General features: G+C 63.8%; 25 protein-coding genes. 13 read left to right on the top strand and 12 right to left on the bottom strand.

The window, feature by feature from the left end; genetic code table 11:
* Positions 1-49 precede the first annotated feature (49 nt).
* Genes RhoBH5_RS23060 through RhoBH5_RS23050 form a run of 3 tightly spaced genes read left to right on the top strand, consistent with a single transcriptional unit; the run spans position 50 to position 4,264 of the window.
* Positions 50-1,303, top strand: a complete 1,254-nt coding sequence (locus RhoBH5_RS23060; protein ID WP_270008836.1) for a PPE domain-containing protein — start codon at positions 50-52, stop codon at positions 1,301-1,303.
* Complete coding sequence (locus tag RhoBH5_RS23055; RefSeq protein ID WP_003945407.1) at positions 1,303-2,121, top strand: ESX secretion-associated protein EspG; 819 nt, start codon at positions 1,303-1,305, stop codon at positions 2,119-2,121. The genes RhoBH5_RS23060 and RhoBH5_RS23055 overlap by 1 nt, the downstream gene beginning before the upstream one ends.
* A 40-nt stretch (positions 2,122-2,161) precedes the next feature.
* Positions 2,162-4,264 carry an acyltransferase family protein gene (locus RhoBH5_RS23050; RefSeq protein WP_270008835.1) on the top strand — a complete coding sequence of 701 codons (2,103 nt, stop codon included), beginning with the start codon at positions 2,162-2,164 and terminating at the stop codon, positions 4,262-4,264.
* Positions 4,265-4,273: 9 nt separating this feature from the next.
* On the opposite strand, the gene RhoBH5_RS23045 is transcribed toward RhoBH5_RS23050, so the two are convergent.
* The 3 genes from RhoBH5_RS23045 to RhoBH5_RS23035 are packed head-to-tail and all read right to left on the bottom strand — an operon-like array spanning position 4,274 to position 6,523.
* Complete coding sequence (locus RhoBH5_RS23045; protein WP_042453186.1) at positions 4,274-4,942, bottom strand: histidine phosphatase family protein; 669 nt, start codon at positions 4,940-4,942, stop codon at positions 4,274-4,276.
* The gene (gene pheA, locus RhoBH5_RS23040) at positions 4,939-5,853 is read right to left on the bottom strand and encodes a prephenate dehydratase (RefSeq protein ID WP_003945402.1); all 915 of its coding nucleotides are present in this window, start codon (positions 5,851-5,853) and stop codon (positions 4,939-4,941) included. The genes RhoBH5_RS23045 and pheA overlap by 4 nt, the downstream gene beginning before the upstream one ends.
* Positions 5,854-5,884: 31 nt before the next feature.
* Positions 5,885-6,523, bottom strand: a complete 639-nt coding sequence (locus RhoBH5_RS23035) for a hypothetical protein (RefSeq protein WP_118604900.1) — start codon at positions 6,521-6,523, stop codon at positions 5,885-5,887.
* A gap of 139 nt (positions 6,524-6,662) precedes the next feature.
* Between RhoBH5_RS23035 and RhoBH5_RS23030 the strand changes: the two genes are divergently transcribed.
* From RhoBH5_RS23030 to RhoBH5_RS23010, 5 genes are all read left to right on the top strand, one after another.
* Positions 6,663-7,442, top strand: a complete 780-nt coding sequence (locus RhoBH5_RS23030; RefSeq protein ID WP_003945406.1) for a DUF2470 domain-containing protein — start codon at positions 6,663-6,665, stop codon at positions 7,440-7,442.
* A 10-nt stretch (positions 7,443-7,452) separates the two neighbouring features.
* Positions 7,453-8,274, top strand: coding sequence for a CPBP family intramembrane glutamic endopeptidase (locus tag RhoBH5_RS23025; protein WP_058227346.1), 822 nt, complete (start codon positions 7,453-7,455; stop codon positions 8,272-8,274).
* Between the two features lie 160 nt (positions 8,275-8,434).
* A complete protein-coding gene (locus RhoBH5_RS23020; RefSeq protein WP_007736010.1) occupies positions 8,435-9,670 on the top strand; it encodes an LCP family protein in 1,236 nt (411 codons plus the stop codon).
* A gap of 99 nt (positions 9,671-9,769) precedes the next feature.
* Positions 9,770-10,240: a hypothetical protein gene (locus RhoBH5_RS23015; RefSeq protein ID WP_007736008.1), complete on the top strand. Its 471-nt coding sequence runs from the start codon at positions 9,770-9,772 to the stop codon at positions 10,238-10,240.
* Positions 10,241-10,277: 37 nt separating this feature from the next.
* Positions 10,278-10,823, top strand: a complete 546-nt coding sequence (locus tag RhoBH5_RS23010) for a ferritin (RefSeq protein ID WP_003944176.1) — start codon at positions 10,278-10,280, stop codon at positions 10,821-10,823.
* Between the two features lie 11 nt (positions 10,824-10,834).
* Here the strand turns inward: RhoBH5_RS23010 and RhoBH5_RS23005 are convergent, their stop codons facing one another.
* On the bottom strand, positions 10,835-11,776 hold the full coding sequence (locus RhoBH5_RS23005; protein ID WP_042453191.1) for a cytochrome c oxidase assembly protein: 942 nt from the start codon (positions 11,774-11,776) through the stop codon (positions 10,835-10,837).
* A 126-nt stretch (positions 11,777-11,902) separates the two neighbouring features.
* Here RhoBH5_RS23005 and RhoBH5_RS23000 point away from each other — a divergent pair, with 126 nt between their 5' ends.
* Positions 11,903-12,547 (top strand): DsbA family protein, encoded by a 645-nt coding sequence (locus tag RhoBH5_RS23000; RefSeq protein ID WP_221742505.1) that lies wholly within the window; start codon positions 11,903-11,905, stop codon positions 12,545-12,547.
* Here the strand turns inward: RhoBH5_RS23000 and RhoBH5_RS22995 are convergent, their stop codons facing one another.
* Genes RhoBH5_RS22995 through RhoBH5_RS22985 form a run of 3 tightly spaced genes read right to left on the bottom strand, consistent with a single transcriptional unit; the run spans position 12,548 to position 14,503 of the window.
* Positions 12,548-13,489 carry a M56 family metallopeptidase gene (locus tag RhoBH5_RS22995; RefSeq protein WP_270008834.1) on the bottom strand — a complete coding sequence of 314 codons (942 nt, stop codon included), beginning with the start codon at positions 13,487-13,489 and terminating at the stop codon, positions 12,548-12,550. It lies immediately after the preceding gene.
* Positions 13,486-13,845, bottom strand: a complete 360-nt coding sequence (locus RhoBH5_RS22990; RefSeq protein WP_030535838.1) for a BlaI/MecI/CopY family transcriptional regulator — start codon at positions 13,843-13,845, stop codon at positions 13,486-13,488. Before RhoBH5_RS22990 ends, RhoBH5_RS22995 begins: the two co-directional genes overlap by 4 nt.
* A 28-nt stretch (positions 13,846-13,873) precedes the next feature.
* The gene (locus RhoBH5_RS22985) at positions 13,874-14,503 is read right to left on the bottom strand and encodes a M23 family metallopeptidase (RefSeq protein ID WP_054188667.1); all 630 of its coding nucleotides are present in this window, start codon (positions 14,501-14,503) and stop codon (positions 13,874-13,876) included.
* Between the two features lie 179 nt (positions 14,504-14,682).
* Here RhoBH5_RS22985 and RhoBH5_RS22980 point away from each other — a divergent pair, with 179 nt between their 5' ends.
* Together RhoBH5_RS22980 and RhoBH5_RS22975 are read left to right on the top strand one after the other, a co-directional pair.
* Positions 14,683-15,609: a cation diffusion facilitator family transporter gene (locus RhoBH5_RS22980; protein WP_007735998.1), complete on the top strand. Its 927-nt coding sequence runs from the start codon at positions 14,683-14,685 to the stop codon at positions 15,607-15,609.
* Between the two features lie 154 nt (positions 15,610-15,763).
* On the top strand, positions 15,764-16,309 hold the full coding sequence (locus RhoBH5_RS22975; protein ID WP_030535839.1) for a ferritin: 546 nt from the start codon (positions 15,764-15,766) through the stop codon (positions 16,307-16,309).
* On the opposite strand, the gene RhoBH5_RS22970 is transcribed toward RhoBH5_RS22975, so the two are convergent.
* From RhoBH5_RS22970 to RhoBH5_RS22955, 4 genes are read right to left on the bottom strand one after another with little or no spacing between them, the layout of a single operon-like run.
* Positions 16,306-17,124, bottom strand: a complete 819-nt coding sequence (locus tag RhoBH5_RS22970) for an alpha/beta fold hydrolase (protein ID WP_003944129.1) — start codon at positions 17,122-17,124, stop codon at positions 16,306-16,308. The two genes, RhoBH5_RS22975 and RhoBH5_RS22970, sit on opposite strands and share 4 nt — an antisense overlap.
* Before the next feature lie 53 nt (positions 17,125-17,177).
* Positions 17,178-18,092, bottom strand: a complete 915-nt coding sequence (locus RhoBH5_RS22965) for a DUF5926 family protein (protein WP_003944127.1) — start codon at positions 18,090-18,092, stop codon at positions 17,178-17,180.
* 11 nt (positions 18,093-18,103) lie between these two features.
* The gene (locus RhoBH5_RS22960) at positions 18,104-18,868 is read right to left on the bottom strand and encodes a glycerophosphodiester phosphodiesterase (RefSeq protein WP_042920594.1); all 765 of its coding nucleotides are present in this window, start codon (positions 18,866-18,868) and stop codon (positions 18,104-18,106) included.
* The gene (locus tag RhoBH5_RS22955) at positions 18,865-19,842 is read right to left on the bottom strand and encodes a DUF4328 domain-containing protein (RefSeq protein WP_064688001.1); all 978 of its coding nucleotides are present in this window, start codon (positions 19,840-19,842) and stop codon (positions 18,865-18,867) included. Before RhoBH5_RS22955 ends, RhoBH5_RS22960 begins: the two co-directional genes overlap by 4 nt.
* A 415-nt stretch (positions 19,843-20,257) precedes the next feature.
* On the opposite strand from RhoBH5_RS22955, the gene RhoBH5_RS22950 reads away from it, so the two are divergent.
* Positions 20,258-22,039 carry a hypothetical protein gene (locus RhoBH5_RS22950; RefSeq protein ID WP_270008833.1) on the top strand — a complete coding sequence of 594 codons (1,782 nt, stop codon included), beginning with the start codon at positions 20,258-20,260 and terminating at the stop codon, positions 22,037-22,039.
* Between the two features lie 16 nt (positions 22,040-22,055).
* Positions 22,056-22,985, top strand: coding sequence for an LLM class F420-dependent oxidoreductase (locus tag RhoBH5_RS22945; RefSeq protein WP_270008832.1), 930 nt, complete (start codon positions 22,056-22,058; stop codon positions 22,983-22,985).
* Between the two features lie 15 nt (positions 22,986-23,000).
* Here the strand turns inward: RhoBH5_RS22945 and RhoBH5_RS22940 are convergent, their stop codons facing one another.
* Positions 23,001-23,597, bottom strand: coding sequence for an Rv1733c family protein (locus RhoBH5_RS22940; RefSeq protein WP_223304488.1), 597 nt, complete (start codon positions 23,595-23,597; stop codon positions 23,001-23,003).
* Positions 23,598-23,607 lie beyond the last annotated feature (10 nt).

Below are 23,607 nucleotides of genomic sequence, written 5' to 3'. Positions count from 1 at the left end.
CGAGCTCGGTAACTCGGCAACACAGTCACACTTCCTGGGGGGAAGAACAATGGTCGGCATCACCGGCGTCATCTGGTATCCACGGGGCGCAGCACCCAACTCCGCAGCACTGGTCGCCGGAGCCGGGCCGGTCCCTCTCGGCGTGGCGGCCGGGGCCTGGTCCACCGTGTCGTCCGGACTGACCGACACCGCTGCATCAATCTCTCGCGTGATGGCGGACCTTCGCACCGGGTGGTCCGGAGAAGCAGCGGATGCCGCATTGAGCAAGTTCGCGCCGTTTCAGGAATGGGCTGCTGCTGCCGCGTTGCTCGCGGGAGAAACTGCAGGTAAGGCCCATGTGCAGTCCGGTTCGTACACGGTTGCCACCCTCGCCATGCCGTCCCTGGCCGAGATTGCAGCAGTTCAAGCGGCCAAGGTCGCCGCGTATTCCATCGGCGGGGCGCTGGTAGGCGGAGCCGCTGCAGCCGAGGCTGCCGAAGAAGCTCTCAAAATTCGAGCGGCGGTGACAATGGAAACGTACGACGCCGCAACGGCCCATCTGGCCGTGCAGCAGAACTTCGACTCACCACCGTCCATCGCGGAACCCACAGCTGGGGCATCCGCTTCGACCGAAAGCCCAGGCAGCGCCGCACGACAGTCCGTCGTGCAAGCGGCATCCACGCTCGCTGACGCAATCGCGGATCCCGTGCGCGCCGCCACCGCTGCTGTCGCATCCGTAGTTTCCAACCCGGTATTTGCCGCCGCTGCCTCACAGGCCGGTGCCATCTCCGGTGGAGTTGCCACCGCAGCCAGCGCCACCACCACCGCAGTCACAGGCGCCACCACTGCCGCATCAGCTCTCGCGACGGCAGGAGCAGGACTCACCGGACTGGGCGGCGCGGGACTCGGCGGCGCAAGACTCGGCACTTCCACACCATCACTGTTCGGCACCCCGTCGGCAAGCCGGGCACCGGCACAGGTCAGCGCAGCTTCCGCGACCACCGGAGCCGGAGCATTCGTGGGCTCGTCGTCGAGCAGCAGCACCGGTCGGCACGCTCTTCCTGATCCCTCCACCGGCCAGAGCGCCACACGCCAGAACCCCGTGACCTCGCCGGTTCAGGGCACCGCGGATACCGTCAAGGTGGATCCGGCCCGAACCGCAGGCGGATCTGCGCCGATCGCCGGCGGCCGTCATGCGGCCCAATCTGAAGACGAGACCGAGCACGACACACCCGATTACCTGAAGCACTTCGAGCACTTCGCCGACGGCCGAACAGTCATCCCGTCCGTGATCGGTGGCGCACTCGAAACTGCAGAGCATTGATGGTGGACCTCGGCACCTCACCTGAGGGGTGGAATTTACCTGTCGTCGCCCTGTCACAGGACGAAATCGACTATGTACGTGAGCGACTCGGACTCGATGCGCTTCCCGTGGTTCTCGGTGGCGCGACGGTTCACGGTAGTGCGAGCGCTCACCGTACGGCGATGCAGTCCGCGGCAGATTCACTCTCCGAGCGCGATCTCCTCCCCGGCGGGGAGATCCATCACGACCTCAGTGCCCGCCTGCGCGTCCTGACCCACCCCAAGTGGGAGTTGGCGCTGCGTCGGCATGTCGGCGGAAGCATTTCACGCCTCTGCGTCGCGCAGGGCGAATTCCTTTGTGTCGAAGCGACTTCAACTGATTCTTCGTTCGCATTGCGCAGCGTCACCGCCGAACCGACTGCACCCGTTGTCACCGCGCTCGGCAGCGCCGAAGCAATGCCGATTGCCGTGATCAACGCACCGACCGAGATGCTCAGCCTGGCATTCGGCGCCGGCCCGGATGCAGGCAGCGTAACCTCGGCCTTGATCAACGCCGGAATACCCGAAGACGACGCGCGCCAACTGGGTAGCGCAATCGTCACATGCACCGCCTTCGCCGAATTGGTCGGAATACCACACAGTTTGGGAGCGACGACGCTCATGACCGGCGCAGTGACTGTGTACGACACCTTGTCGGGTCGGCTGGTCGGTTCGACCACTCGGGCCGCCGACGGCACCGAATGGACGTCCATCAGTTCCGGAACATCCCATCGCCTCCGACAAGCCGTGAACGCTCTGGTAACGGAACTCGAGGAATCGGCGCCGGAGACTTCCGGGTAACCTCGGGGCGTCCCTTCAACGCCCGGAGCCTTACTTCAGCATGCAGTTCTCGCGTCAACCGTCGTCACCGGGCGAACAAGGCTCGGTCGCCACGATCGACCGGCCGAACGATGAACGGGCAACAACACCGCACCGACAAGACCTGATCGGACTGCGTGGCCTCGCCATCGGTTTGGTGGTCGTGTTCCACGTGTGGTTCGGACGGGTATCGGGCGGGGTGGACGTCTTCCTGGTTCTGTCCGGATACTTCTTCGTCGGCTCACTGGTTCGACGCGCCGAAGCCGGGGGTTCACTCAACCCGGTCCCGGCACTGCGGCGGGTGTTTCTGCGGCTGTTCCCCCTGATCGCGGTGGTCAGCATTTTGACCGCACTGGGGACCGCGTTGCTGCTGCCACGCACACGCTGGGCCGATCTGGGCGATCAACTGATCGCGGTGCTCGGGTTCTTCCAGAACTGGCAGCTCGCCAGCACCGCAAGCGACTACCTGGCCGCCGACGGCTCGGTCACTCCCCTGCAGCACCTGTGGTCGATGGCCGTACAAGGTCAGTTCTATCTCCTGGCCATCGCACTGGTCTCCGTGATCGCTTATGTGGCTTCACGCGTGAATCCCAACTATTTCCGCCCGTCACTCGCGGTCACCCTTCTGGTTCTGACCGCAGGATCTTTTCTCTACGCACTCGCCAAATCTTCACGTCACCAAGCCTGGGCGTACTACGACTCCGGTGCCAGGTTGTGGGAATTGGCACTCGGTGGTCTGCTGGCCGTTCTGATGACCAGCACACGCAGTCGGCAGATCGCATCCCTGCCGTTCTCGGTCAGAGCGACGATCGGCTGGGCGGGTCTTTCGTCGATCCTGTTGTGCGGCATAGTGCTCGACGGCGCCCAGCAGTTCCCCGGCCCGTGGGCGCTGGTGCCGGTGCTGGCCACTCTTGCGCTGATCCTGTCCGGAGTCGGCGACGACACGCCTTGGACGTCGAAGACGCTCGCCCATCCGGCACTGACGTGGCTCGGCTCGTTCGCATTCGCGCTGTACCTGATTCACTGGCCGATTCTGGTGTTTGCACTCGTGATCACCGGACGCCCCGAAGCCGGCCTGCTCGGCGGGGCACTGATCATCGCCCTCTCCGTCGCGGGGGCGCTTGCACTTCGGCGCCTGATCGAGGTTCCGGTGGAACGTGGAGGCCGCTCGCGCCGGTACACCGTCCTGGCTTGCGTCGTCACCGCTGCCGTGGTCCTCGCCGCTTCGGTCGCCTGGCAGTCGTACGCGAGCAGCCAGACGACGGGCCAGCGGGCAGTCGACACCCTCGACCTCCCGACCCATCCCGGCGCACTCGCGCTCACCGACGGTGCCGAAGTACCCAAGGCGTCGATGGTTCCCTCGATCTTCGATGCGCCACTGGACCTTCCGGCCAGTACGCTCGACGGCTGTATCGCCGATTTTCTCGAGCGGGACGTCGTCCACTGCACCTACGGCGACGCCGACGCCGACAGAACCATCGCCCTCGCAGGTGGTTCGCACTCCGAGCACTGGCTCACTGCACTCGACGAACTCGGCAAGAGTCACGGGTTCCGCGTCGACACGTATCTGAAGATGGGCTGCCCGCTCACCATCGACTCCATGCAGACGTTGTCGGACAACGACTATCCGGATTGCGTCGACTGGTCGCGTGGAGTGCTGACCGAGTTGGCCGACGCCTCACCCGATTTCGTGTTCACGACGGCAACCAGGCCGAGTTCCGACGGCCCTGGCGACGTGACGCCCGAGTCTTACGTACACGTGTGGGAGGAACTGGGGCGCGACGGTATCGACGTACTCGCCATCCGCGATACCCCGTGGCTGCACCACGACGGCGTCGCCTACCGCGCGATCGACTGTCTGGCGACAACCACGTCACCCGATCACTGCGCGATGCCACGGTCCGAAATGCTCAGCGACGTCAATCCGGCGCCGTCGGCGATCGGCGATCTGACCAACGTCCGTCTACTCGACCTCAGCGACGGCGTCTGCGGACCGGAGTTGTGCCGCGTCGTGGAGGGAAATGTATTGGTGTATCACGATTCCCACCACCTGACAGCCAGCTACGTGAGAACGCTGTCCGCTGAACTAGGGCGCCAACTGAGCGTCCAGACCGGTTGGTGGTGACGCCGGCCGTCAGCCCATCACGTCGTCGGCACCGGGGATGAGTCGATGCTCGAACGGCGGGTTGACGGTTCCCCAGCGCAGGCACTCCCAACCGCCGTCGACCGAAGGCAACAGTTCGACGGTCTCGGTGTTGGCCAAGTGGTTGTTGGCTGCGAACAGACCGGGGACACCGGCAAGCTGGGCTGCGACAAGACGGATCGCCGCACCATGACTGACCACGACGATGTCGCCGCCGTCTCGTGAGCCTTCGAGAAATTCTTCGCGCAACGCATTGACGACGGGGACGTACCGTTCCAGGACGTCGTATCCCGTTTCACCACCGGGGATGCGAGCGCCGAGGTTGCCGGTGTGCCAGTGATGAAACGTCTCCATGAACAGTCGGTGCGCGGCCTCGTCGGTACGATCTTCGAGGTCACCGGCCTGCACCTCGTGCAATCCGTCCCGCACATCCAGAGAGACACCGGCGGCCTGCTCCACGAAACCTGCTGTCTGCCGGGCACGCAAAGCCAAGGACGATACGAGCGCCAGCGGAGGCGCCGAAGCCAGGCCGATGCCCAACGTCTCGGCCTGCGCCAACCCTTCCGGCGTGAGCTTTGCTCCGGGTAGTGCGGTGTCGAGACGTTTGGCGACATTCGCCTCCGTCTGACCGTGCCGAACGAGGATGAGCCTTCCGGTCATCGTTCTCCCCCTCCATGCTTGAGTTCGTCGATCCACCGAATCGCTTCTTCGTCCGAAGGAGGTTGTGGCCCGGTCGAATTCGCTGTCGCCCACGACCCCAGGAAGCGGACTCCGGATTTACGATGCAGCGCACGCATCGCCTCGGCCACCAGCGAGTCCTCGACGTGTCCGACGCAGTCCACGAAGAACCGGTACGTGCCCAATTCCGTTCGCATCGGCCGTGATTCGATCCGAGTCAGATCGATACCGCGAGCGGCGAATTCGGAGAGTGCACGCACCAGGGAGCCGGGAGCGTTGTCGAGGTGAAGCACCAGCGCGGTGCGATCGGCACCGGTCCGCGCCGGAACCGGGGCCGGCTTGGTGACCAACACGAAACGTGTGCGGGCGCCGCCTACATCGGCGACGTTGTCCGCCAGGCTGTCGAGTCCAAGCATCTGACCGGCCAAAGCCGTGGACACACCGGCGTCGACGGTTCCGGCCTGCACATCCAGGGCCGCACCGGCATTGGACGAGGCCAACACCACCTCGGCCTGGGGCAGGTTCTCGGCAATCCAACCGCGGACCTGCGCGCCCGCATGCGGGTACGCGCCGATCGTTCGGACCTGATCGGCGGTGGTCCCGGCCCGAACCAGGATGGAGAAACTCACGTCCAGATCGGTTTCGGCGACGATCTGCAGCGGCGAACCGAGAGCGAGTGAATCGAGCGTCGGAGCTACGCCGCCTTCCACCGAGTTCTCGAAGGGAACCACGGCTCCGTCCACGGAACCGTCGCGAACCATGTCGAGAGTCGCCGGCGGACTGCCTGCCGGTACTCGCTCGACGGTTTCGCCGAACGCGCCCTCAGCCTCCAACTGGGCGAGAGCTATCTCCGTGAAGGTTCCCGACGGACCGAAATACGCGATTCTTGGCACGCCTAAAAGATTACGCACCGACCCACGCCGGTCACTGCAAACCCGCGGCACGCAAAGCCGTTTCCACTGCAGGCAGATCCGCGACCTCGATCGTGAGCAGCACCTCACGCATGGCCGACACGGCTTCGGGGATCAGCGCGGCAAGTTTTTCCGGCTTCGGATCGACCATCGCGGCGCGCACGTCGTCGCCGCGCAGTGCAGCGACGGTGCCACACAGCAGGGCGATCACCTCGTCGCCGTCGGCCGCGCGGGCTACGAAACCGACGGACTCGTGCGCGAGTACCGCCAGGAAATCAGCCACTTCGGTGGGCGTAAGACCGGCGGCGAGTCCGGGGATCCGGCCACCTTCGCACAGACGCAGCGCCGCTTCGGCGGGTGTCAGATCCTCTTCGCCGCCGTCGACATACACAGCGAGCGGAGCGGGCAGGCGCAGCGCGATCGCGTCGTCGATCTGGTCGGTGGTGACGTCGACGTCGAAACGGACGGCCTCGTACGACGCTTCCGTGTCCGCACGCAGTTCTTCCGGATCGATATCGAGACGGACGACAACCCGGCCTGCTGCTTCGCCACCGATCAGAACCGACGCCGGAACAACCGGGAGAAAGAGTGCTTCGAGGAGTCCGCGCGAGTTTCTCGGGGCGGGCAGCCCGAGTGAGAGAGGAATGGCCACAGACAAACCGTAACCCCGGCGCAGGCGGCGGATTCCACGCGAGTTGCGCAAAAGTCTTGCGATTCACACCGAAGCGCCTTAGGTTAGGGTTACCTCATCATCCGATGGAGTTCGAGAGAACACCCGCCAAGGGGGCAGCATGGCAACGAAGACCAGCACCGGCCCGTCCACCGCCGAACGCGTCCGCAGCGCCTGTGTGCGCGCACAAGACGCAGTTCTCGCCATCGAAGGCAGCGATCCCACCGTCACGTCGGTGCATCACCTGCGTTCGAATGGTGACGTCGTCGTTGCAGTCCCACATGCCTCCGCAGCTGCGGCCCTGGCCTGGAACTCCGGCGGCGGCGGCCTGCCTGCCGTCCTCGAGATCACCGATCACGCACCACTGCGGCTGCGTGAGCCCGTGCGCTCCCTCGTGTGGCTTCGCGGCTCGTTGCACGCCGTGCCCGACTACGAGGCACGCGTTCTCGCCGACGACGTCGCATCCGAACATCCACACCCGGGGCTCCTCGACATCGGCCACACCTCGGTCCTCCTTCGCTTGAGCCTGGCCTCGGCTGTAGTCGCTGATTCAACGGGGGCAGAACCCGTCGCCGTGGACGAACTGCTGAACGCCAGCCCCGATCCCTTCTGGGAAATGGAGACCGCATGGCTGCAGCATCTCGACGAAGACCACCGCGACCTCGTGGACCTGCTCGTGCGCAAGCTTCCCCCGTACATGCGCACCGGACGCGTTCGCCCACTCGGCATCGACCGCTACGGACTTCGCCTGCGGGTCGAGGATCACACCGGTGACCGCGACGTGTGGATGCCGTTCGCCAACCCCGTCGACGACGCTCCCGCGCTGAGCCGCGCCATCCGCATGCTGGTCGGGTGCCCTTTCCTCAACGGCCTCCGATCAGGCGGCGCATCAAACGGCTAGCGTTGCGCGGGTGAATGCCCGCGAAACCGTCCGCACCTGGTTACGGCCGCCGACTCCCGTCCCGGCCGGCCCGGCCCTCGATCCGACCGCCAGACGCGGAGTCTGGATCGAGATCACCATCGTTCTGCTGGTCACGTTCGGACTCAGCGGATTGTCCGGGATCCTCTCGCTCGCCGAATCCCTGGCGACGCCGGTTGCGCTCTCGGATCAGACGGTTGCACTCAACCCGTCGCGGGCCGCCATCGACTGGATCGACCTGGCGCGCCAATTGCTGGGCGTCGCAAAGCTTCTCGCGTGGGCAGCGCTGGGACTCTATCTACTGTGGCGTTCGGGGATCGGTCCACGTGCTGCGGGACTGACCCCCAAGCCTCGATTCGGGCGCGACATCGCTCCGGGATTCGGCCTCGCCGCTGTGATCGGTCTCCCCGGTCTGCTGTTCTATCTCGTGGCTCAGGCACTGAGCATCAACCTCACCGTCCAGGCCAGCGCGCTCGACGATCACTGGTGGCGAGTGCCGATCCTCGTACTGTCCGCGATCGCGAACTCCGGTGCCGAAGAGGTGCTGGTCGTCGCCTACCTGATCACTCGCCTCCGAACGCTGGGTTGGAGCGAGAACAAATCACTGCTCGCGTCGTCACTCCTGCGCGGCAGTTACCACCTCTATCAGGGGTTCGGTGGCGGCGTCGGAAACGTGATCATGGGGCTCGTGTTCGGCCGGTACTGGCAGCGCACCGGGAAACTCTGGCCGCTGGTCATCGCCCACGCTCTCATCGACATGGTGGCGTTCATCGGTTACGCCCTCCTGCGCGATCACGTCTCCTGGCTGCCGTGACCGGTACCGTGAACTGGTGACCGGCGACTCCGAATATCCTCAGCGCCCTCCGCGGCGCCAGCCGCCAGGGCCACCTCCGCGTGGACCGATGCCTCCGAGGCAGAACCCTCCACGCCAGAATCCACCCCGTCAGGGCCCACCCCCGCAGCGGCGTCCACCGATGCCGCCGGAAGGGCCGACGGTCATTCGCCGCGACGGACGCCCGCAGCAGCAGAATCCGGCCAATCAGGCCTGGTCACAGGTCCCACCACAAGCGCCGCAGCAGCCCAGGCGTGAGGACTGGGCGCCGACCCAGCGCCCGCAACCGTTTCAGGACGACCCGCGCAGGCAGGGCCCGCCGCGTCAGGATCCGCAGCGCCAGGCGAAGTATGCGCCCGCACCGCCGCGCCGAACCCCGCCGAACGCCCCGCCGCGCCCTCCCGAACCTCCGAAGCAGCGACGCCCCCGCAAGCGTCGTAGCTGGGGTAAACGTATCGGCATCACGTTGTTGGTCTTGCTGCTCGCGCTGGCCGGCGCGATCTACTACGTCGACAGTTCGCTCAATCGAATCGACGCGCTGCCCGACTACGCGGGACGCGTCGCCGATACTCCGGGCACGAACTGGCTGATCGTCGGCTCCGACAGTCGTGAGGGGCTCACCCCCGAGCAGGAGCAAGCCCTTGCGACGGGCGGCGACACCGGTCCCAAGCGCACTGACACGGTCATCTTGGTCCACGTCCCCAAAAGTGGGAAGACGACCATGGTCAGCATCCCTCGCGATTCGTACGTTCCCATCCCCGGCTACGGCTCCGACAAGATCAACGCCGCCTTCGCCTTCGGTGGCGCTCCATTGCTGGTGCAGACCGTCGAAGAGGCAACGGGGCTTCGCATCGACCACTACGCCGAGATCGGATTCAGCGGGTTCGCCGGCATCGTCGACGCCGTCGGTGGCGTCAACGTGTGCCTGGCACAGCCGATCGACGATCCGCTGGCCGGGATCAACCTCCCCGCCGGATGCCAGGATTTGAAGGGTTCGGACGCACTCGGGTTCGTGCGAACTCGCGCGACGGCGCTCGCCGACCTCGACCGCATGAACAACCAGCGCCAGTTCATGTCGGCGTTGCTGTCGAAGGCGACGAGTCCGACCACGTTCCTCAATCCGTTCCGGTTGTGGCCACTCGTCTCCGATACCGCCAAATCTCTACAGGTCGACGAAGGCGATCACATCTGGAATCTGGCCTCACTCGCCTGGGCGCTTCGCGGCGGGATGACCACCACGACGGTTCCGGTCGCCGGTTTCGAGGACGTGGACGGGTCGGGCAACGTGTTGTTGTGGGACAAGGCGCGCGCTTCGCAGTTCTTCGACGCCCTGGCCAACGATCAGCAGATTCCACAGGATCTGATCACCACGGGGTAATCGCCCTGAGTTCCGGTAGTACCGCGGGAGGACAAGCCCGGCGAACAAATCGCTTTCCGGCAGGACGCGGAATCGGCGGCCGAAAAATACCGTGAAGGTATGAACACAACACACCGCCGATTCCGCACTCTCGCCGTCGTTGCCGCCGCCGTCGGAGCTGCTGCACTCGTGACGTCCTGCTCCGGAACCTTCGAGAAGTTCGACGACTCCAAGGCGTACAAGAAAACCGAAACCTTCTCTTTTGCACAAGCATCCAACGGAATCGACACACTGCCGAGTTGGGTTCCCGCCGGCGCAACGGGTATCGACGAGGTCATCCGCACCACCGGCAACGAACGCATCCTGCGAATGACTGCGAACATCGCGGAGATAGATCACAACAGCTGCATCGCACGACCCACCGTCGAAACTCGTCCCGCATCGTTGTCCGCACAGTGGTGGCCGACGGGGGTCGAGAAGGGCAGTTCTTTGCAGTGCGGCGATTGGTACGTCGGCGAAAAGGACTCGTTCGTCTACGGGTACCGACCGGAAACTGTGGGCTTCGTCATCGATCAGCTCGACAAGAAGTAGCTCCCTCTCAGCGGCGACGACCCAGTAACCTGTTGGGATGACACAGGCGAAGAACTCGAGCGAATTCACCACTCTGCTGCGTCAGCAGATCCGTAACGAGTTCACTGCATCGCAGCAGTACATCGCGGTAGCGGTGTACTTCGATGCACACGATCTTCCGCAGATGGCCGCGCGCTTCTACAGCCAGGCCACCGAGGAACGCGGTCACGCGATGATGATGATCCAGTACCTGCTCGACAACGACCTCGACGTGGACGTTCCGGGCATCGACGACGTCGTGACGAAGTTCGACAGTGTCCGGGCTCCGGTCGAGTTGGCACTCGAGCAGGAGAAGACGGTCACGGAGCAGATCACGCAGCTGGCACGCACCGCGCGCGATACCGGCGACTACCTGGGCGAGCAGTTCATGCAGTGGTTCCTCAAGGAACAGGTCGAGGAAGTGGCAAGCATGACAACACTTCTCACCATCGTCGACCGCGCCGGCGACAACCTGTTCCACCTCGAAACGTTTGTCGCACGCGAGATGAACACCCCGGCCGCTGCCGACGCAATGGCTCCGACGCCCGCCGGCGGCGGCGTCTGAGGGCCACCGGCCTACCGAGTCTCAGGCCGCTCGGCGGCGTTCAGTGATCTGAGGAAATTGTTGTACGCCTCAAGATCACTGTCGCCGTCGATCTCGGCGCGGCGGTCCAGGTCGGCATTCATCCGTTTGTCGTCGCGGTTCCAGCGCATCGCGAAGATCACGACCACCACCAGAGCGACGGGCTCTCCGTACGACCACGCGAGGGCGCCCGCCAGCTGCTGATCCTGCATCACGTCCACGCCCCACTCCGGAGGCGGATCCACGAACGTGGTCAGCAGCGGCTTTGTCGCCATCATGAGTACGACGCCGATGAACACGTGCAGCGGCATCTCCACGAACAAGTCGAAACACCGGCCGAGGTAGCTCTGTCGCACCGGCAGTGGGCCGGTGGCGAGCACCGGCATGATGAAGAGCAGACCGCTGGCGAGAAAGAAGATCTCGAGAAAGACGTGTCCAGCCGGTAACGCCGAGACGGTGTCGAAGATCGGCGACAGGTAGATCCCGTAGTAGCTGAACAGAAATACCGGGATCGTGAACCCGGGGTGCAGCATCCACCGCGCCGGCGGGCTGCGCAATGCCGAGAGGGCAAGCGCGAGAATGCCTTTTCCTATTCCTCGGTGCGGCGTCGAACGTAGTAGCAGCAGTCCCGGCGAGCCCAGTACCCAGAGCGGCGGGATCGCCATCGAGAGCGTCAGGTGTTGGAACATCCAGACGCTGAAGAGTTCGTAGCCGTAGCTCTCGACCTTCAGTCCGGTCACCGCGATCAGCAGCAGGCACCCACCGAGGAAACACGCTGTCCGATACCACGGCCATGGTCGCCCACTCGCGCGAACTCGCTGAGCGCCAGTCCAATACCAGAGTGCAAGAACAACTCCCAGGGCAGGAAGAAGCGGGAGGGATGAGGTATCCCACTCCAGCATCTGCCCGATCGACGGCGGCGGCGCGTCATTCACGAACGCTTCACCGGCGGGTCCTCCTTCGTCTCCATGCGGGTACCGTCGACTCTACACCTAACTACTATGTTGGATAGTATTTAGGAATTCGACGGAAGGTACAGGTGCACAGCAGTGTCCAGAAGCATGAAGATATCCGCCGCCCTGATCGCGGTGTTCGCGGTAGCACTGATCACGTTCATCACCGTCGATCCGATTCGGGCAGACAACGAGAACGCCGATCGGGCAGCACAATCCACCGCCGTCCTCACCGACGACGCGTACCGATTGACCTCGGCCGCCGATGGCAAGGTGAACCTGGTCGAATTCCTCGACTTCGAATGCGAAGCCTGCCTCGCACTGAACCCGACGATGGAGCGGATCAGAGCGGAGTACGAGGATCGAATCACGTTCGGCATCAGATACTTTCCGATTCCGAGTCACACCAACAGCACTCTCGCGGCGCAGGTCGTCGAATCCGCATCTCGCCAGGGCAAATTCGTCGAGATGTACGAGCGAATGTACGAGACGCAGTCGCAATGGGGTGAATCCGCCGAATCACAGGAGGCGCTGTTCCGTTCCTACGCACAAGATCTCGGACTTGACATGGCCCGATTCGAATCCGACCTCGGCAGCCGCGGCGTCCGCGAGCGGGTCGAGCGCGACTTCGAAGAAGGCCGACGCCTCGGCGTCCAAGGTACTCCGACGCTGTTCCTCAACGACGTGAAGCTGGACCAGATGCCGAGCTACGAGCAGTTGAAAGCCCAGATCGATTCGGCCTTGGGAGAATGATCAGGTCAGAACAGCGCAGATCCCCGCGGAGACGGCCACCGTCACGGCTGCGGCCGTCGTGACAGCGGCCGGCACACAGGCCGCCACCGCGCAGGTCAGTCGCCGAGGCGACGCCACGTCGCCGTCGACCAGGGAACTCAATCGCACCGCGGTCGCGCTGCCGCGATCGCTCAAGCTCCAGTCCGGCTGAGGAAGCGGCGATTTCGACACCACGGCAAGGGCGGAACGCACCGCAGCCGGGCTGGTGACGCGAGCGGCGTGTCTGTCCGCCGACAGTTCGACGATCGCGCCGACGGCAGCGGGTGCCGCCGCGAACAACGGCACTCGCGGAAGAACAGCGGCCAAGACTTCGCACGCACCGACAATTCGGTGATGACCGCCGCTCAGGTGTGCACGCTCGTGCGCGAGGACAGCATCCCGCTCGCCTCCACTGAGAGCGGATGACAAGCCTTGCGTCGCAACAACAAATCCAGGCTTTCCGGCGACGCTGTACGCCATAGGCAGCGGATGATCCAGCCACAACACGTCGGACTCCGAGTTGTCGCGGCGCGCGACGATCGAGAGAACATCACGATGGAAATCTCGGACCCTCGCGTGCTCACGTGCCTGCTTGCGGCCGGCCAGCACGATCCGAACGGCGATCACACCCACCACAGCAACGGCTGTGCCGGTGATCAGTTCACCCACCCATGAACTCGTGCCGTGCGCGAAGGCGCTGAAACACCGAGCGATACCGTCGACCAGCCCCTCGACCGGCGCGTGGCTCGGCCACACCAGAACCAAGACCGCGGAGAGAGCGAGATACAACGCCGACGCCATGCTGCCGAGCCACGCCGCGAGCAGCACCGCCGGTGACAACGCCGAGGAAACGGCTCGCAACACTCTCGGAACCAGGAATCCCACGAGCATCGCACCGAGAAACATCGGCAACGCCAATGTCATTGCACACCTTCCCCGGAAAGACCCCGGCGCAGGGCCTCGTTCTCGGCATCTGTCATGGTCTTGGCGAAGTGCAACAGCACGGCAGCGGAATCGGAACTGCTGTCCAACAATTCGCGCAGTGCTCTGGATGTGGCCTCTTCACGGCTGCGACTCGGCCGATAGAAGTAGGCGCGACTCTTCTTCTCACGACTCACCCAGCCCTTGTCGAAGAGATGCGTCACGACGGTCAGGATGGTGGTGTACGCAAGTTGTCGACGCTCACCCAGGGTCTCGACCAGATCCTTGACCGAGAGCGCGTCGTCGGACTGCCAGAGCACATCCATGACCTCGGCTTCGAGTCCGCCAAGCCCCTGCATTGCTCCTCCATCGCGTCGTGACAGAACTTCAGTCGCCCGTGGTCATCTCCCCGAACGACACGCCCCGGGAATTCAGGTACGCGAGCGGATCGGTCTTCTGTCCGTCAGGTTGCCACACCTCGTAGTGCAGGTGTGGTCCTGTCGATTGTCCACGATTGCCCACGGTCGCGATCAGCTCACCCGCCCGCACCTTCTGACCCGCAACCACGAGCGCCTCGTTGATGTGTCCGTAGACGCCGACGGTCCCGTCGTCCTGCTGGATGCGGACCCAGAGCCCGAATCCCGCGGCGGGACCGGATTCGAGCACAACACCGTCGGTCGCCGACACGATGGGCGTTCCGATCGCGTTCGCGATGTCGAGACCGTAGTGGGTGGTTCCCCACCGTGGACCGAAGTTGGACGTCATCGTCCCGCTGACGGGGGCCATCACCTGTGGCTTTTCGGCCTCGTACACCAGCGCCGCTCGCTCGGATTCGAGTTGTCGCGTCTTGCCGAGTTGTTCGGCTATTCCGGCAAGATCCGTCGACCGGACAAGGTCGAGGATCTCCGGCGCCGACACCGCAGATGCATCCTCGACTACGACCGACGGCGGCGACGCGTGCCCGATGGAACTGCCGGACGCGAGGATTGCACCCGTCGCCACGGAAACCGCGGCCATGCGCCCGCCGGGTCTGATCGGCTCGGATTTTCGATGTCTTCCCACTTCTCGGTCCTCGCGTCGATGACAAATGAAGGTCTACGCCGCCACCTTACAACTATGTTGCATAGTTTTTAAGACATGCACTATTGCGCATATATGCATATGTGTCTAGGCTGGCGTCGACGAAAGGACCTTCGATGTCACACGGACACGGGCACGGAATCTCCCCCGCCGAGGCTGCGACCAGCAACAGCGGCAAGCATGTCAACAAACTGTGGATCGCCGCCGGCCTCGGGTTGGTGACCTTCGTGCTGCAGGTGACGGTCGGCCTCTTCACCTCGTCACTGGCCCTGCTCTCGGACTCGGCGCACGTGTTCACAGACATCTTCGGCATCTTCATGGCGCTCGCCGCGATCCTCGTCGCACAGCGTGCCGCCCGGCGCCCCGACCGTACTTTCGGCATGTACCGCACGGAAGTGTTTGCGGCACTGGCCAATGCGATCCTGCTCTTCGCAGTCGCCGGGTGGGTGCTTTACGAGGCCGCCAGCCGCTTCACGGATCCGCCCGAGGTTCCCGGCCTTCCCGTCGCGACAGTCGCCGTCGTCGGTCTGGCGATGAACGTCATCGCCTTCCTCATGCTGCGCAGCGGCGCGAAGGAAAGCATCAACATCCGCGGCGCCTACCTCGAAGTCATGGCGGACATGGTCGGGTCCATCGGCGTCCTGGTCAGCGGCTTGGTCACGCTCGCGTTCGGTTGGCGCTACGCCGACCCCGTCATCGGCGTCGCGATCGGCCTCTTCGTCTTGCCACGTGCCTTCAACCTGGGCCGCCACGCCGTTCGCATCCTCCTCCAGCAGGCTCCCGACCGCATCGACGTCACCTCGATCATCGAGAAGATCAACGCTCTGCCGGGAGTCGTCGACGCGCACGATCTGCACGTCTGGACACTCACCTCGGGGATGGAAGTTGCTTCCGTTCACGTCACCGCGGTCAGTGACGCCGATCCCACAACGGTGCTCGCAGCAACCCGAACCTTGCTTGCCGAGGTATTCGAACTGGGGCACGCCACCGTACAGGTGGAACTACAGGGAAGCGACGGTAAATGCGCGGAACTCGCCTGGTGAAATGGACATTCCTAAATGAAACATTCGAATTCACCGGGCTCGATAACCTCACCGAATTCGAAGAAAAATTAGGCCTTCTTTAGTTTGGGAACGCTTACCACAATAAGGTCATACTGGGATGACAGGGCCTCTGACCTGCACTATCTTGGAATTCATGACTTCTGGGGAGACTCACATGACCAAATTCCACGCACTACTCCGAGACCAGATTCGCAACGAGTTCAACGCTTCGCATCAGTACATCGCGACAGCGGTTTACTTCGACAATGCGGATCTGCCACAGCTGGCAAAGCACTTCTACAAGCAGGCTGTGGAAGAGCGTAACCACGCCATGATGATCGTTCAGTATTTCCTCGATCGCGACATCAATGTCGAACTCACCGGCGTCGACGCCGCGAAGGCCGACTTCAAGGATGCCCGCGAGCCCATCGCTCTCGCGCTGACGCAGGAGAAGACGGTCACCGAGCAGATCGTCCAGCTCGCGAGCACTGCCCGCGAAGAAGGCGACTACCTCGGCGAGCAGTTCATGCAGTGGTTCCTCAAGGAGCAGGTCGAGGAAGTTGCAAGCATGACAACACTTCTCACCATCGCGGACCGCGCAGGCGCCAACCTGTTCGACCTCGAAGACTTCGTGTCCCGCGAGATGAGCACCGTCGGTGACACCACCGGTGCACCGAGCGCAGCCGGCGGAACCATCTAGCCTGCAGCACTCACGGATTTTGCCCTCGAGCCGAACGGTTCGCTTCCTGCCAGCAGGATCGAACTGATCAGCTCGGGGGCATCTGTCATCGGTACGTGCCCCAGACCGGGCAGAACCATCAACTTTGCCTGCGGGAACGGCTTTTTCACGCGCTGCGCCTGATACACGGGCAGGATGAGATCGCGTCGACCCCACGCAACCGTCACCGGCACAGTGGGATCCACGATGGGCGGCAGCACGAAGTCCATCTCTAGACCGAGATCGACGAGTTCGTTCGACACGAGCGAACGGCAGTCGGCCAACGCCGCTGCATAACCGACATGACTCGGGTGAGCGAAGAACGCGGCGAGCGCCGGATAGCGAATCAGCTTGTACCGCAATGCGCGTGGCAATCCGTCACCCATGAGCTTGGCCGTGCCGCGCAGTGCACGGAACGTGTTGATCGCTCGCACCTGATCGAGGTGATTGACAAAGAACCCGGCCGGCGAAAGAGCTGTCGCCGACGCGACATCTCCGCGCGCTGCCAGCGAGAGGGCAATCCAGCCGCCGAGGGAGTTTCCCGCGACGTGGGCACGCTCCCCCGCCGGCGTCACTTCCTTGACGAACTCACTGACATCGTCGATCAGCTGTCCCATGACGTCCGGACCGAGTTCGGGCAGCAGCGACTCTCCGTGACCCGGCAGGTCGACGGTGACGACGCGGCGGTACGGCGTCAGCTGGTCCAAAAGCGAATCCCACGCCTGCCGTCGATGGACGATGCCATGGACGAGCACAAGCGTGGGACCACTACCGGAGATGTCATGCGACAAGGTCATGTCACCAACATTAACCGTAACTTCGCGTAACGCCTATAGTTCGGGCGAAAAAATCAGCGCAGCGTGACCTGACGACCACGAAGTCCGTCGCGCGAGCGAAGCTCGGCCGAGGTCAGCGGAGCATCGACGGCCAGAGCCTCGGCAAGACGCTCACCGAGCTCGACGGTTGCCGCTACCCACTCGTTTGCATGCTTTTCGCGGTCGAGGTCGAAGACGGGAACCAACAGGCCGTGGGTGCGGAACGAGCCTGCGTAGCGCGAGCCCTCACCCAGATGCAGTCCACCGGTCGCGTGCACGCGCGCCAGCGCGAGCATCAGGTCGTCTTCGCTCTCGGGACGAACCCAACGCAGGTGCGCCTTCTCGCCGGCGTCGACCCACCACGCGGCAACGAGGCCGTCGCCTTCGAGGCGTGCAGAGGGCATGATCGCCGAGTTGGCGTGCTGCACGGTGGCGGCAACCTCGGGATCGGTTTCGACGCCCTCGGGGATCCACCAGTTGAAGTTCTGGTGCACGGTGATGTCGAGCAGTGCCGAGGGATCGACGACAGCGGTGACTGCGGGGGTCTCGGAATCGGGGTTCGCGGCAGAAAGCGCGTCGCCGGGGGCCGCGTCCTTGATCCAGTTCACCGAAGCGGCGAGGTCTGCGCCGAGGTCGGCCGAGTGCGCCTGAACCTGGACACCGACAAATCCTGTGGCCGTCTCGCCCTCGTCGCGGACGAGTGCGGCAACAGCGCCGGGGAGGACCGTTGCCAACGTGACGGGACGGTCGGAGCCGATGACCGGCAACGGAGCCGTGGCGGACGGAACGAATTCGCGCAGCGCAACCAGATCGCACTCGGCGGCAAGGCCCTCGAACGGGCGGCTGACTACGCCGGCAGCGGCTTCACGCTCTGCTTGGCGTGCCGCCAGCTTCTCTGCGCGTGCGCTGCCCTGCTTCGGTCCACTGTTTCTTTTGCTCTTCTTGGCCACGAGGGCAAAATCTACACGCTGCCCAGCCATTGCTTCGTGCGCCCGGGATGGTTGGTGGCAACCCAACTGACCCCGAGCTCACGACACAGGTCCACATCCGCCTTGTCGTCGACGGTCCAGCAGTACGTCGCGCGACCCGCAGCAGCGGCCCGATCGACCAGATCGGGATGTTCGCGCAGAGCCTTGATCGACGGCCCGATCGCCGTAGCGCCCACAGCCGTCGACGCACCGCCGCCGAGGTACCGCGACGCGTCACCGAGCAGGACCGTCGGCAGCAGCGGTGCCGAACGACGCACTCGCCAGACCGCACTCGCCGAGAAAGACATGACCACTGCCCGCGAGTGATCGGCCGACGGCGGCGACGCGATCCCGAAGCGGTGCAGTTCCGCCAGGAGTTTGGCTTCGACCAATCCGCCGAACCTCACGGGGTGCTTGGTCTCGATGAACAGCTTCACCGGGCGCGCAAAATCCAGAGCGAGGGTGATGAGATCGGAGAGAGTCAGCAGTTCGGCCGGTTCGCTCGTCGACCCGTAGTCCAGAGCGGTCAGCGAATCGAGCGTCATCTCGCTGACGATCCCCGTCCCGCTGGAGGTGCGGTCGACCTTGCGGTCGTGAACGCAGACCAGGTGTCCGTCGCGGGTGAGCCGGACGTCGCATTCGAGCCCGTCGGCACCCTCCTCGAGGGCCAGTTCGTAGGCGGCGAGGGTGTGCTCCGGCCGCGCAGCCGACGCACCTCGGTGCGCAACGACGAGTGGACCTCGACGATCTGGGCTCACAGGGCAGCGGTCTCCTTCTCGTCCAGCACCGTCTTCTCTTCCAGCACCGTCTTTTCTTCCAGCACCGAGCGCGGCACTGGCACCCAGCGGGTTTCCGATTCCGGTTCACCGCGCCAGCTCTTGCGCTCGATCCGGCGGATCACGACGAGCGTCAACGCCGCGGTGACGGCAGCGATCAGTGCGATGAAAGCGTTCAGCAGAACCCCGTCGGCCATTGCCTGAATCCCCGGGCGTGATCGCCAGTACGCGTTGACCACCAGCAGCAGAGCGCTGAATGCCCAGAAGCCCCACCAGATCTTGACCAGCAGGGTTCCGCGCGGATCGCGGCGGACCAACTCGAAGAGATAAACGGCCGGCATCACCAGGTTGAGGATCGGCACAGCGCAGCCGACGACAACTTCCGACGCTGTGCGTGGATCGGATTCCCGGGCACCTGCGAAGTGTTCACGACGCCGACGAAGCAGCCAGCACACAGCGGCGATTGCCGCGAAGACCGAGATCAGCAGTCCACCCAACTGAGTGAAGTACACGGCGGCGTCGGAGACCGTGAGCAGCGGCTGCGGGATCAGCCTGGTGCGGTTGCGGACCAGGATCGCGTATCTGCCCAGTTCGGCGAACACCGCCAGTCCGTAGAGGATCGTTGCGAGCGTCAGCAACGGCCCGACTCGGTCGGCCATCCGGTCCGCTCGCGAGGGCGGCACCGGTGAGGTATCGACGACGTCCTGGAGTCCCCACTGCGGGACAGCGTCGTAGCGCGGAGTGGAGAAGCTACGACGCACTGGTGCGTCCCCCACGCCGCGGGGGTCGGACGGGGAGCGCGCGATCCAGCGGAAGCCACGGCGGTTGGGCGGTTGGTAGATCTCGGTGCGGGTGGGGATCAGCAGGACGCCGCTGCAGCGCGGGCACCACTGCGTCGGGCCGCCGACGACAGGCCAGCGTGCGGCGCACCGGGCGCAGACCTGAACGACACTCACAACTTCGATTCTGTCACGCCGTATCGGTAACGGCAGCAAATGGATTCACTCCCGATTTGTGATCGAACCTCCACCGCGTTCACCTGCATTGTTCGAATAATGTGACCTCCGCCACTTAAAAACTCGAGTTATCCACAGTTTCCACAGGTTCATCCACAGTTCTGGATGAATGAATCGGGCTTTATCCACAGGTCACGGGCAAGACCCTGAGAATTTGCTGACAGGTGTTAGCGAACGATGCACAGGCTCGAGGATGAATTTGACACCGCAGGTCAGTGAACTTTCGGGCGTCGACGTCATTTATCCCGGCAAAGTTCACAATCCATTCAGAAAATGCTCCCGAAAAGACAGAAAAGACCGGTATCCCCTTTTTATGAGAAGTCGGTTTTTGACACACCTGGAAGCATGACCGTCGATGACTTCTCCACAGCCCGAGCCAACTCTGACGTTCACCCCGAGACGGGTCACGCAGCTCGCGTTCGTGTTGATCGGATGTCAGCTCGTCATTCGCATCTGGGTTGCCGCGAGCAATTACTTCTACTGGGACGACCTCATCCTGATGGGCCGCGGAGGACGCTTCCCACTCTTCTCGAGCGAACTCCTGCTCTACGACCACGACGGTCACTTCATGCCCGCGGCCTTCTTCTTCACCGGGTTGATCGCCCGTATCGCGCCGTACAACTGGGCGCTGTCGGCGGCACTGCTCGTCATCGGTCAGGCCGCCGCGTCGTTGGCGCTTCTGCGCACTCTTCGGTTGGTCCTCGGCCGGCGACCGGCACTGTTGATTCCGTTGATCCTGTATCTGTTCGTCCCGCTGACACTTCCGGCGTTCTCGTGGTGGGCAGCCGCGCTCAATGCTTTGCCGCTCCAGATCGCGCTGGCCTGGGCATGCGGCGACGCGATCAAGCTGTACCGCACCGGGCAGGTGCGCTACGTGTTCTCGGGCACCGCGGTTTTTGTCGTCTCCTTGCTGTTCTTCGAGAAAGCAGTGCTCGTTCCGTTCGTGGCACTCGCTTTTCTGGTGCTGTACTTGCGCACACAAGGTGAAGGAACGCCGATACGAAGTGCGGTCACGAAGTGCCGACGCCTGTGGACGGCCTGCGCCGCCGTGCTCGCGATCTGGATTCCGGTGTATCTGACAACTGTCGAATCTCCGATCACCGGATACGGCCGTTCGATGTCCACCGAACTGCTGCATCACGGAACGTCTTTGGGGATGCTTCCCACTCTTCTCGGCGGCCCCTGGCGCTGGGAGCGGTGGATCCCCAGCCCCGCCTGGGCCGATCCGCCGACGCTTTTGGTGGTCGCAGCCTGGGTCGCGCTGCTGACGACGGCCGTGATGACAGTGCGTGCCCGACGCGGCGCTGCCTGGATCTGGGCTGCCGCGGCGCTGTACTTCCTGGCCTCCGTGGTGGCGATGACCGCTACCCGATCCGACGCCGACACCACTTACGAGTTGGCGCAGACCTTGCGTTACTTCACGGATTCGGCGACGGTGTTCGCCCTCGCCGCCGCTCTTATTCTCGCTGCGCCTCGGCGACGTCCGGCCCGTTTGCCCGTCGCAGTCGCCGCCGGCCTGTCAGTGCTCTTCGTGATCAGTTCGCTCGTCTCGACCGTCACGTTCGTCGACATCTGGCGCGAGAACCCGACCCGCGACTACCTCGCGAACGCGCGAATGTCGTTGTCACAGAATCAGGATGCTCCACTGCTCGAGCAACCCGTCGCGATCGAAGTGCTCCTTCCCGTCGCCTTTCCGAACAATTTGGCAAGCAACGTTCTCGCGCCGCTGCCTGATCGCCCCGAATTCTCTTCCAGCACTCCGATTCTGCGCACCATCGACGACAGCGGTCAGATCGTCGATGCCGAAGTGACCTGGACGAGAAGGATTCCCGAAGGAACGGCGCCGAACTGCGGCACCCGTGCCGAAGGCCCGACCGAGCTCCCCCTCGACGGCCCCCTGGCCGGCTGGGAATGGACGGTTCAGCTCAATTACCTCGCCAGCGCCGACGGAACGATCGATGTTGCGTTGGAGTCCGGCGACGCAGTATCCGTACCCGTCACCCAAGGTTTGCACTCGGTGTTCGTGCGCCTGGTCGGCCACGGAAACAGTGTGAAGATCACGCCGACAACACCGGGACCGACCCTGTGTTTCGGCGCCGGACAAGTCGGTGCCGTCGTCCCGACCTCCGCAAAATAGTGGCAGAGTGGAAGTCATGGAGCTGCGTATATTCACCGAACCCCAGCAGGGCGCTACCTACGAACAACTACTGACTGGTGCCCAGACCGCCGAAAAACTTGGCTACGGCGCATTTTTCCGCTCGGACCACTATCTCGCCATGAATTCCGACGGCCTTCCCGGACCCACCGACGCATGGATCACGCTCGCCGGAATCGCCCGCGAAACATCCACCATCCGCCTCGGCACTCTGGTGACGTCGGCTACGTTCCGTCACGCCGGACCGCTGGCCATCTCGGTCGCACAGGTCGATCAGATGAGTGGTGGCCGCGTAGACCTCGGCATCGGTGCCGGCTGGTACGAGGAAGAGCACCAGGCGTACGGCATCCCGTTTCCGGCGCTCAAGGATCGCTTCGAATTGCTCGAGGAAACTCTCGACGTCGTGACCGGTCTGTGGCGTACGACGGTCGGCGACACGTTCGACTACGACGGTAAGCACGTGCAGATCAAGAACTCTCCCGCGCTTCCCAAACCGCACCAGGTCGACGGTCCGCCGATCCTGATCGGTGGCACGGGCAAGAAGAAGACTCCAGCGCTCGCCGCTCGGTTCGCAAACGAGTTCAACATCCCGTTCAAGTCCCTCGAGGAAACGAAGGACATCTTTGCGCGGGTTCGTCAGGCTTGCGTCGAGCACGAGCGCGATCCGAACGAATTGGTGTACTCCAACGCTCTCGTCCTGTGCTGCGGCCGCGACGAGGCGGAGATCAAGAAGCGCGCCGAGGCTATCGGACGCGACGTCGACGAGCTACGTGAGAACGGTCTGGCCGGAACACCTTCGGAGCTGGTCGACAAGATCGGCACTTTCGCCGAGGCCGGTTCACAGCGCGTGTATCTGCAGACTCTCGATCTCGCCGATCTGGATCATCTCGAACTCGTCGCAAGCGAGGTCATGCCCCAACTGCAGTAAAGAATGGGCCGGGATCTACAGCGCGTTCGCGTCGAGGAACGCGCGTAGGTCTCGGTCCCACTGGGCCGAGCGGGAACGGTCGAGAAAGACGCGCACCAGCATGAAAGCGATGACCAGCAACGACATCACGCTGAACCAGGTGAAAACCCCGGTCACCACGGCTGCGACGTCGGCAGCGCTCTGAGTGATCGGAGCTACGGTCTTGTCGCCCTGATCATTGACGTAGATGGGGACCTCGGTGCCCGCGGGCGTCGCCGAGTCGACAGTGACATCACCCGTATGAACCTGGCCGTTCCAGTTCCACTGCGCGCTGGCCATTTCGGTGGTCGGCGCAATGTAATCGGCTGTCGAGGCGGTGGTCTGCGTCGAATCTGCTGTCGTCGTCGCCGAAATACTGTGTAATTCGGCGGATTGTTTGGCGATCAGTGCGTTCTGGCTCGAAGCAGTCGCAGCCCCTGCCCATACCGCGAGAGGCAGCAGAAGAATCGCGAAAATGATCAGACCGAAGGACATGAACCCTTCGATCCGATCACTGCGGCGAACCATCGGATCGTGGCCTACATGAATGGTGCGTCGGAGCAGCGACGCAGTTCCTCGCGTACTACCTGACATTGTGAGCTCA

The organism is Rhodococcus sp. BH5, assembly GCF_027583855.1.
Classification (GTDB): Bacteria; Actinomycetota; Actinomycetes; order Mycobacteriales; family Mycobacteriaceae; genus Rhodococcus_F; species Rhodococcus_F qingshengii.
This window is presented reverse-complemented; position numbering and strand designations above follow the sequence as displayed.

Bases quoted from the DNA above. Each gene is read 5' to 3' on its own strand.
- RhoBH5_RS22980 (WP_007735998.1), top strand. From the start codon at position 14,683: ATGTCACACGGACACGGGCACGGAATCTCCCCCGCCGAGGCTGCGACC.
- RhoBH5_RS23050 (WP_270008835.1), top strand. From the start codon at position 2,162: ATGCAGTTCTCGCGTCAACCGTCGTCACCGGGCGAACAAGGCTCGGTC.
- RhoBH5_RS23055 (WP_003945407.1), top strand. From the start codon at position 1,303: ATGGTGGACCTCGGCACCTCACCTGAGGGGTGGAATTTACCTGTCGTC.
- RhoBH5_RS22995 (WP_270008834.1), bottom strand. From the start codon at position 13,489: ATGACATTGGCGTTGCCGATGTTTCTCGGTGCGATGCTCGTGGGATTC.
- RhoBH5_RS22940 (WP_223304488.1), bottom strand. From the start codon at position 23,597: ATGTCAGGTAGTACGCGAGGAACTGCGTCGCTGCTCCGACGCACCATT.
- RhoBH5_RS22990 (WP_030535838.1), bottom strand. From the start codon at position 13,845: ATGCAGGGGCTTGGCGGACTCGAAGCCGAGGTCATGGATGTGCTCTGG.
- RhoBH5_RS22945 (WP_270008832.1), top strand. From the start codon at position 22,056: ATGGAGCTGCGTATATTCACCGAACCCCAGCAGGGCGCTACCTACGAA.
- RhoBH5_RS23020 (WP_007736010.1), top strand. From the start codon at position 8,435: ATGCCGCCGGAAGGGCCGACGGTCATTCGCCGCGACGGACGCCCGCAG.
- RhoBH5_RS23030 (WP_003945406.1), top strand. From the start codon at position 6,663: ATGGCAACGAAGACCAGCACCGGCCCGTCCACCGCCGAACGCGTCCGC.
- RhoBH5_RS23010 (WP_003944176.1), top strand. From the start codon at position 10,278: ATGACACAGGCGAAGAACTCGAGCGAATTCACCACTCTGCTGCGTCAG.
- RhoBH5_RS23000 (WP_221742505.1), top strand. From the start codon at position 11,903: ATGAAGATATCCGCCGCCCTGATCGCGGTGTTCGCGGTAGCACTGATC.
- RhoBH5_RS23060 (WP_270008836.1), top strand. From the start codon at position 50: ATGGTCGGCATCACCGGCGTCATCTGGTATCCACGGGGCGCAGCACCC.
- RhoBH5_RS22950 (WP_270008833.1), top strand. From the start codon at position 20,258: ATGACTTCTCCACAGCCCGAGCCAACTCTGACGTTCACCCCGAGACGG.
- RhoBH5_RS22985 (WP_054188667.1), bottom strand. From the start codon at position 14,503: ATGGCCGCGGTTTCCGTGGCGACGGGTGCAATCCTCGCGTCCGGCAGT.
- RhoBH5_RS22970 (WP_003944129.1), bottom strand. From the start codon at position 17,124: ATGACCTTGTCGCATGACATCTCCGGTAGTGGTCCCACGCTTGTGCTC.
- RhoBH5_RS23045 (WP_042453186.1), bottom strand. From the start codon at position 4,942: ATGACCGGAAGGCTCATCCTCGTTCGGCACGGTCAGACGGAGGCGAAT.
- RhoBH5_RS22975 (WP_030535839.1), top strand. From the start codon at position 15,764: ATGACTTCTGGGGAGACTCACATGACCAAATTCCACGCACTACTCCGA.
- RhoBH5_RS23015 (WP_007736008.1), top strand. From the start codon at position 9,770: ATGAACACAACACACCGCCGATTCCGCACTCTCGCCGTCGTTGCCGCC.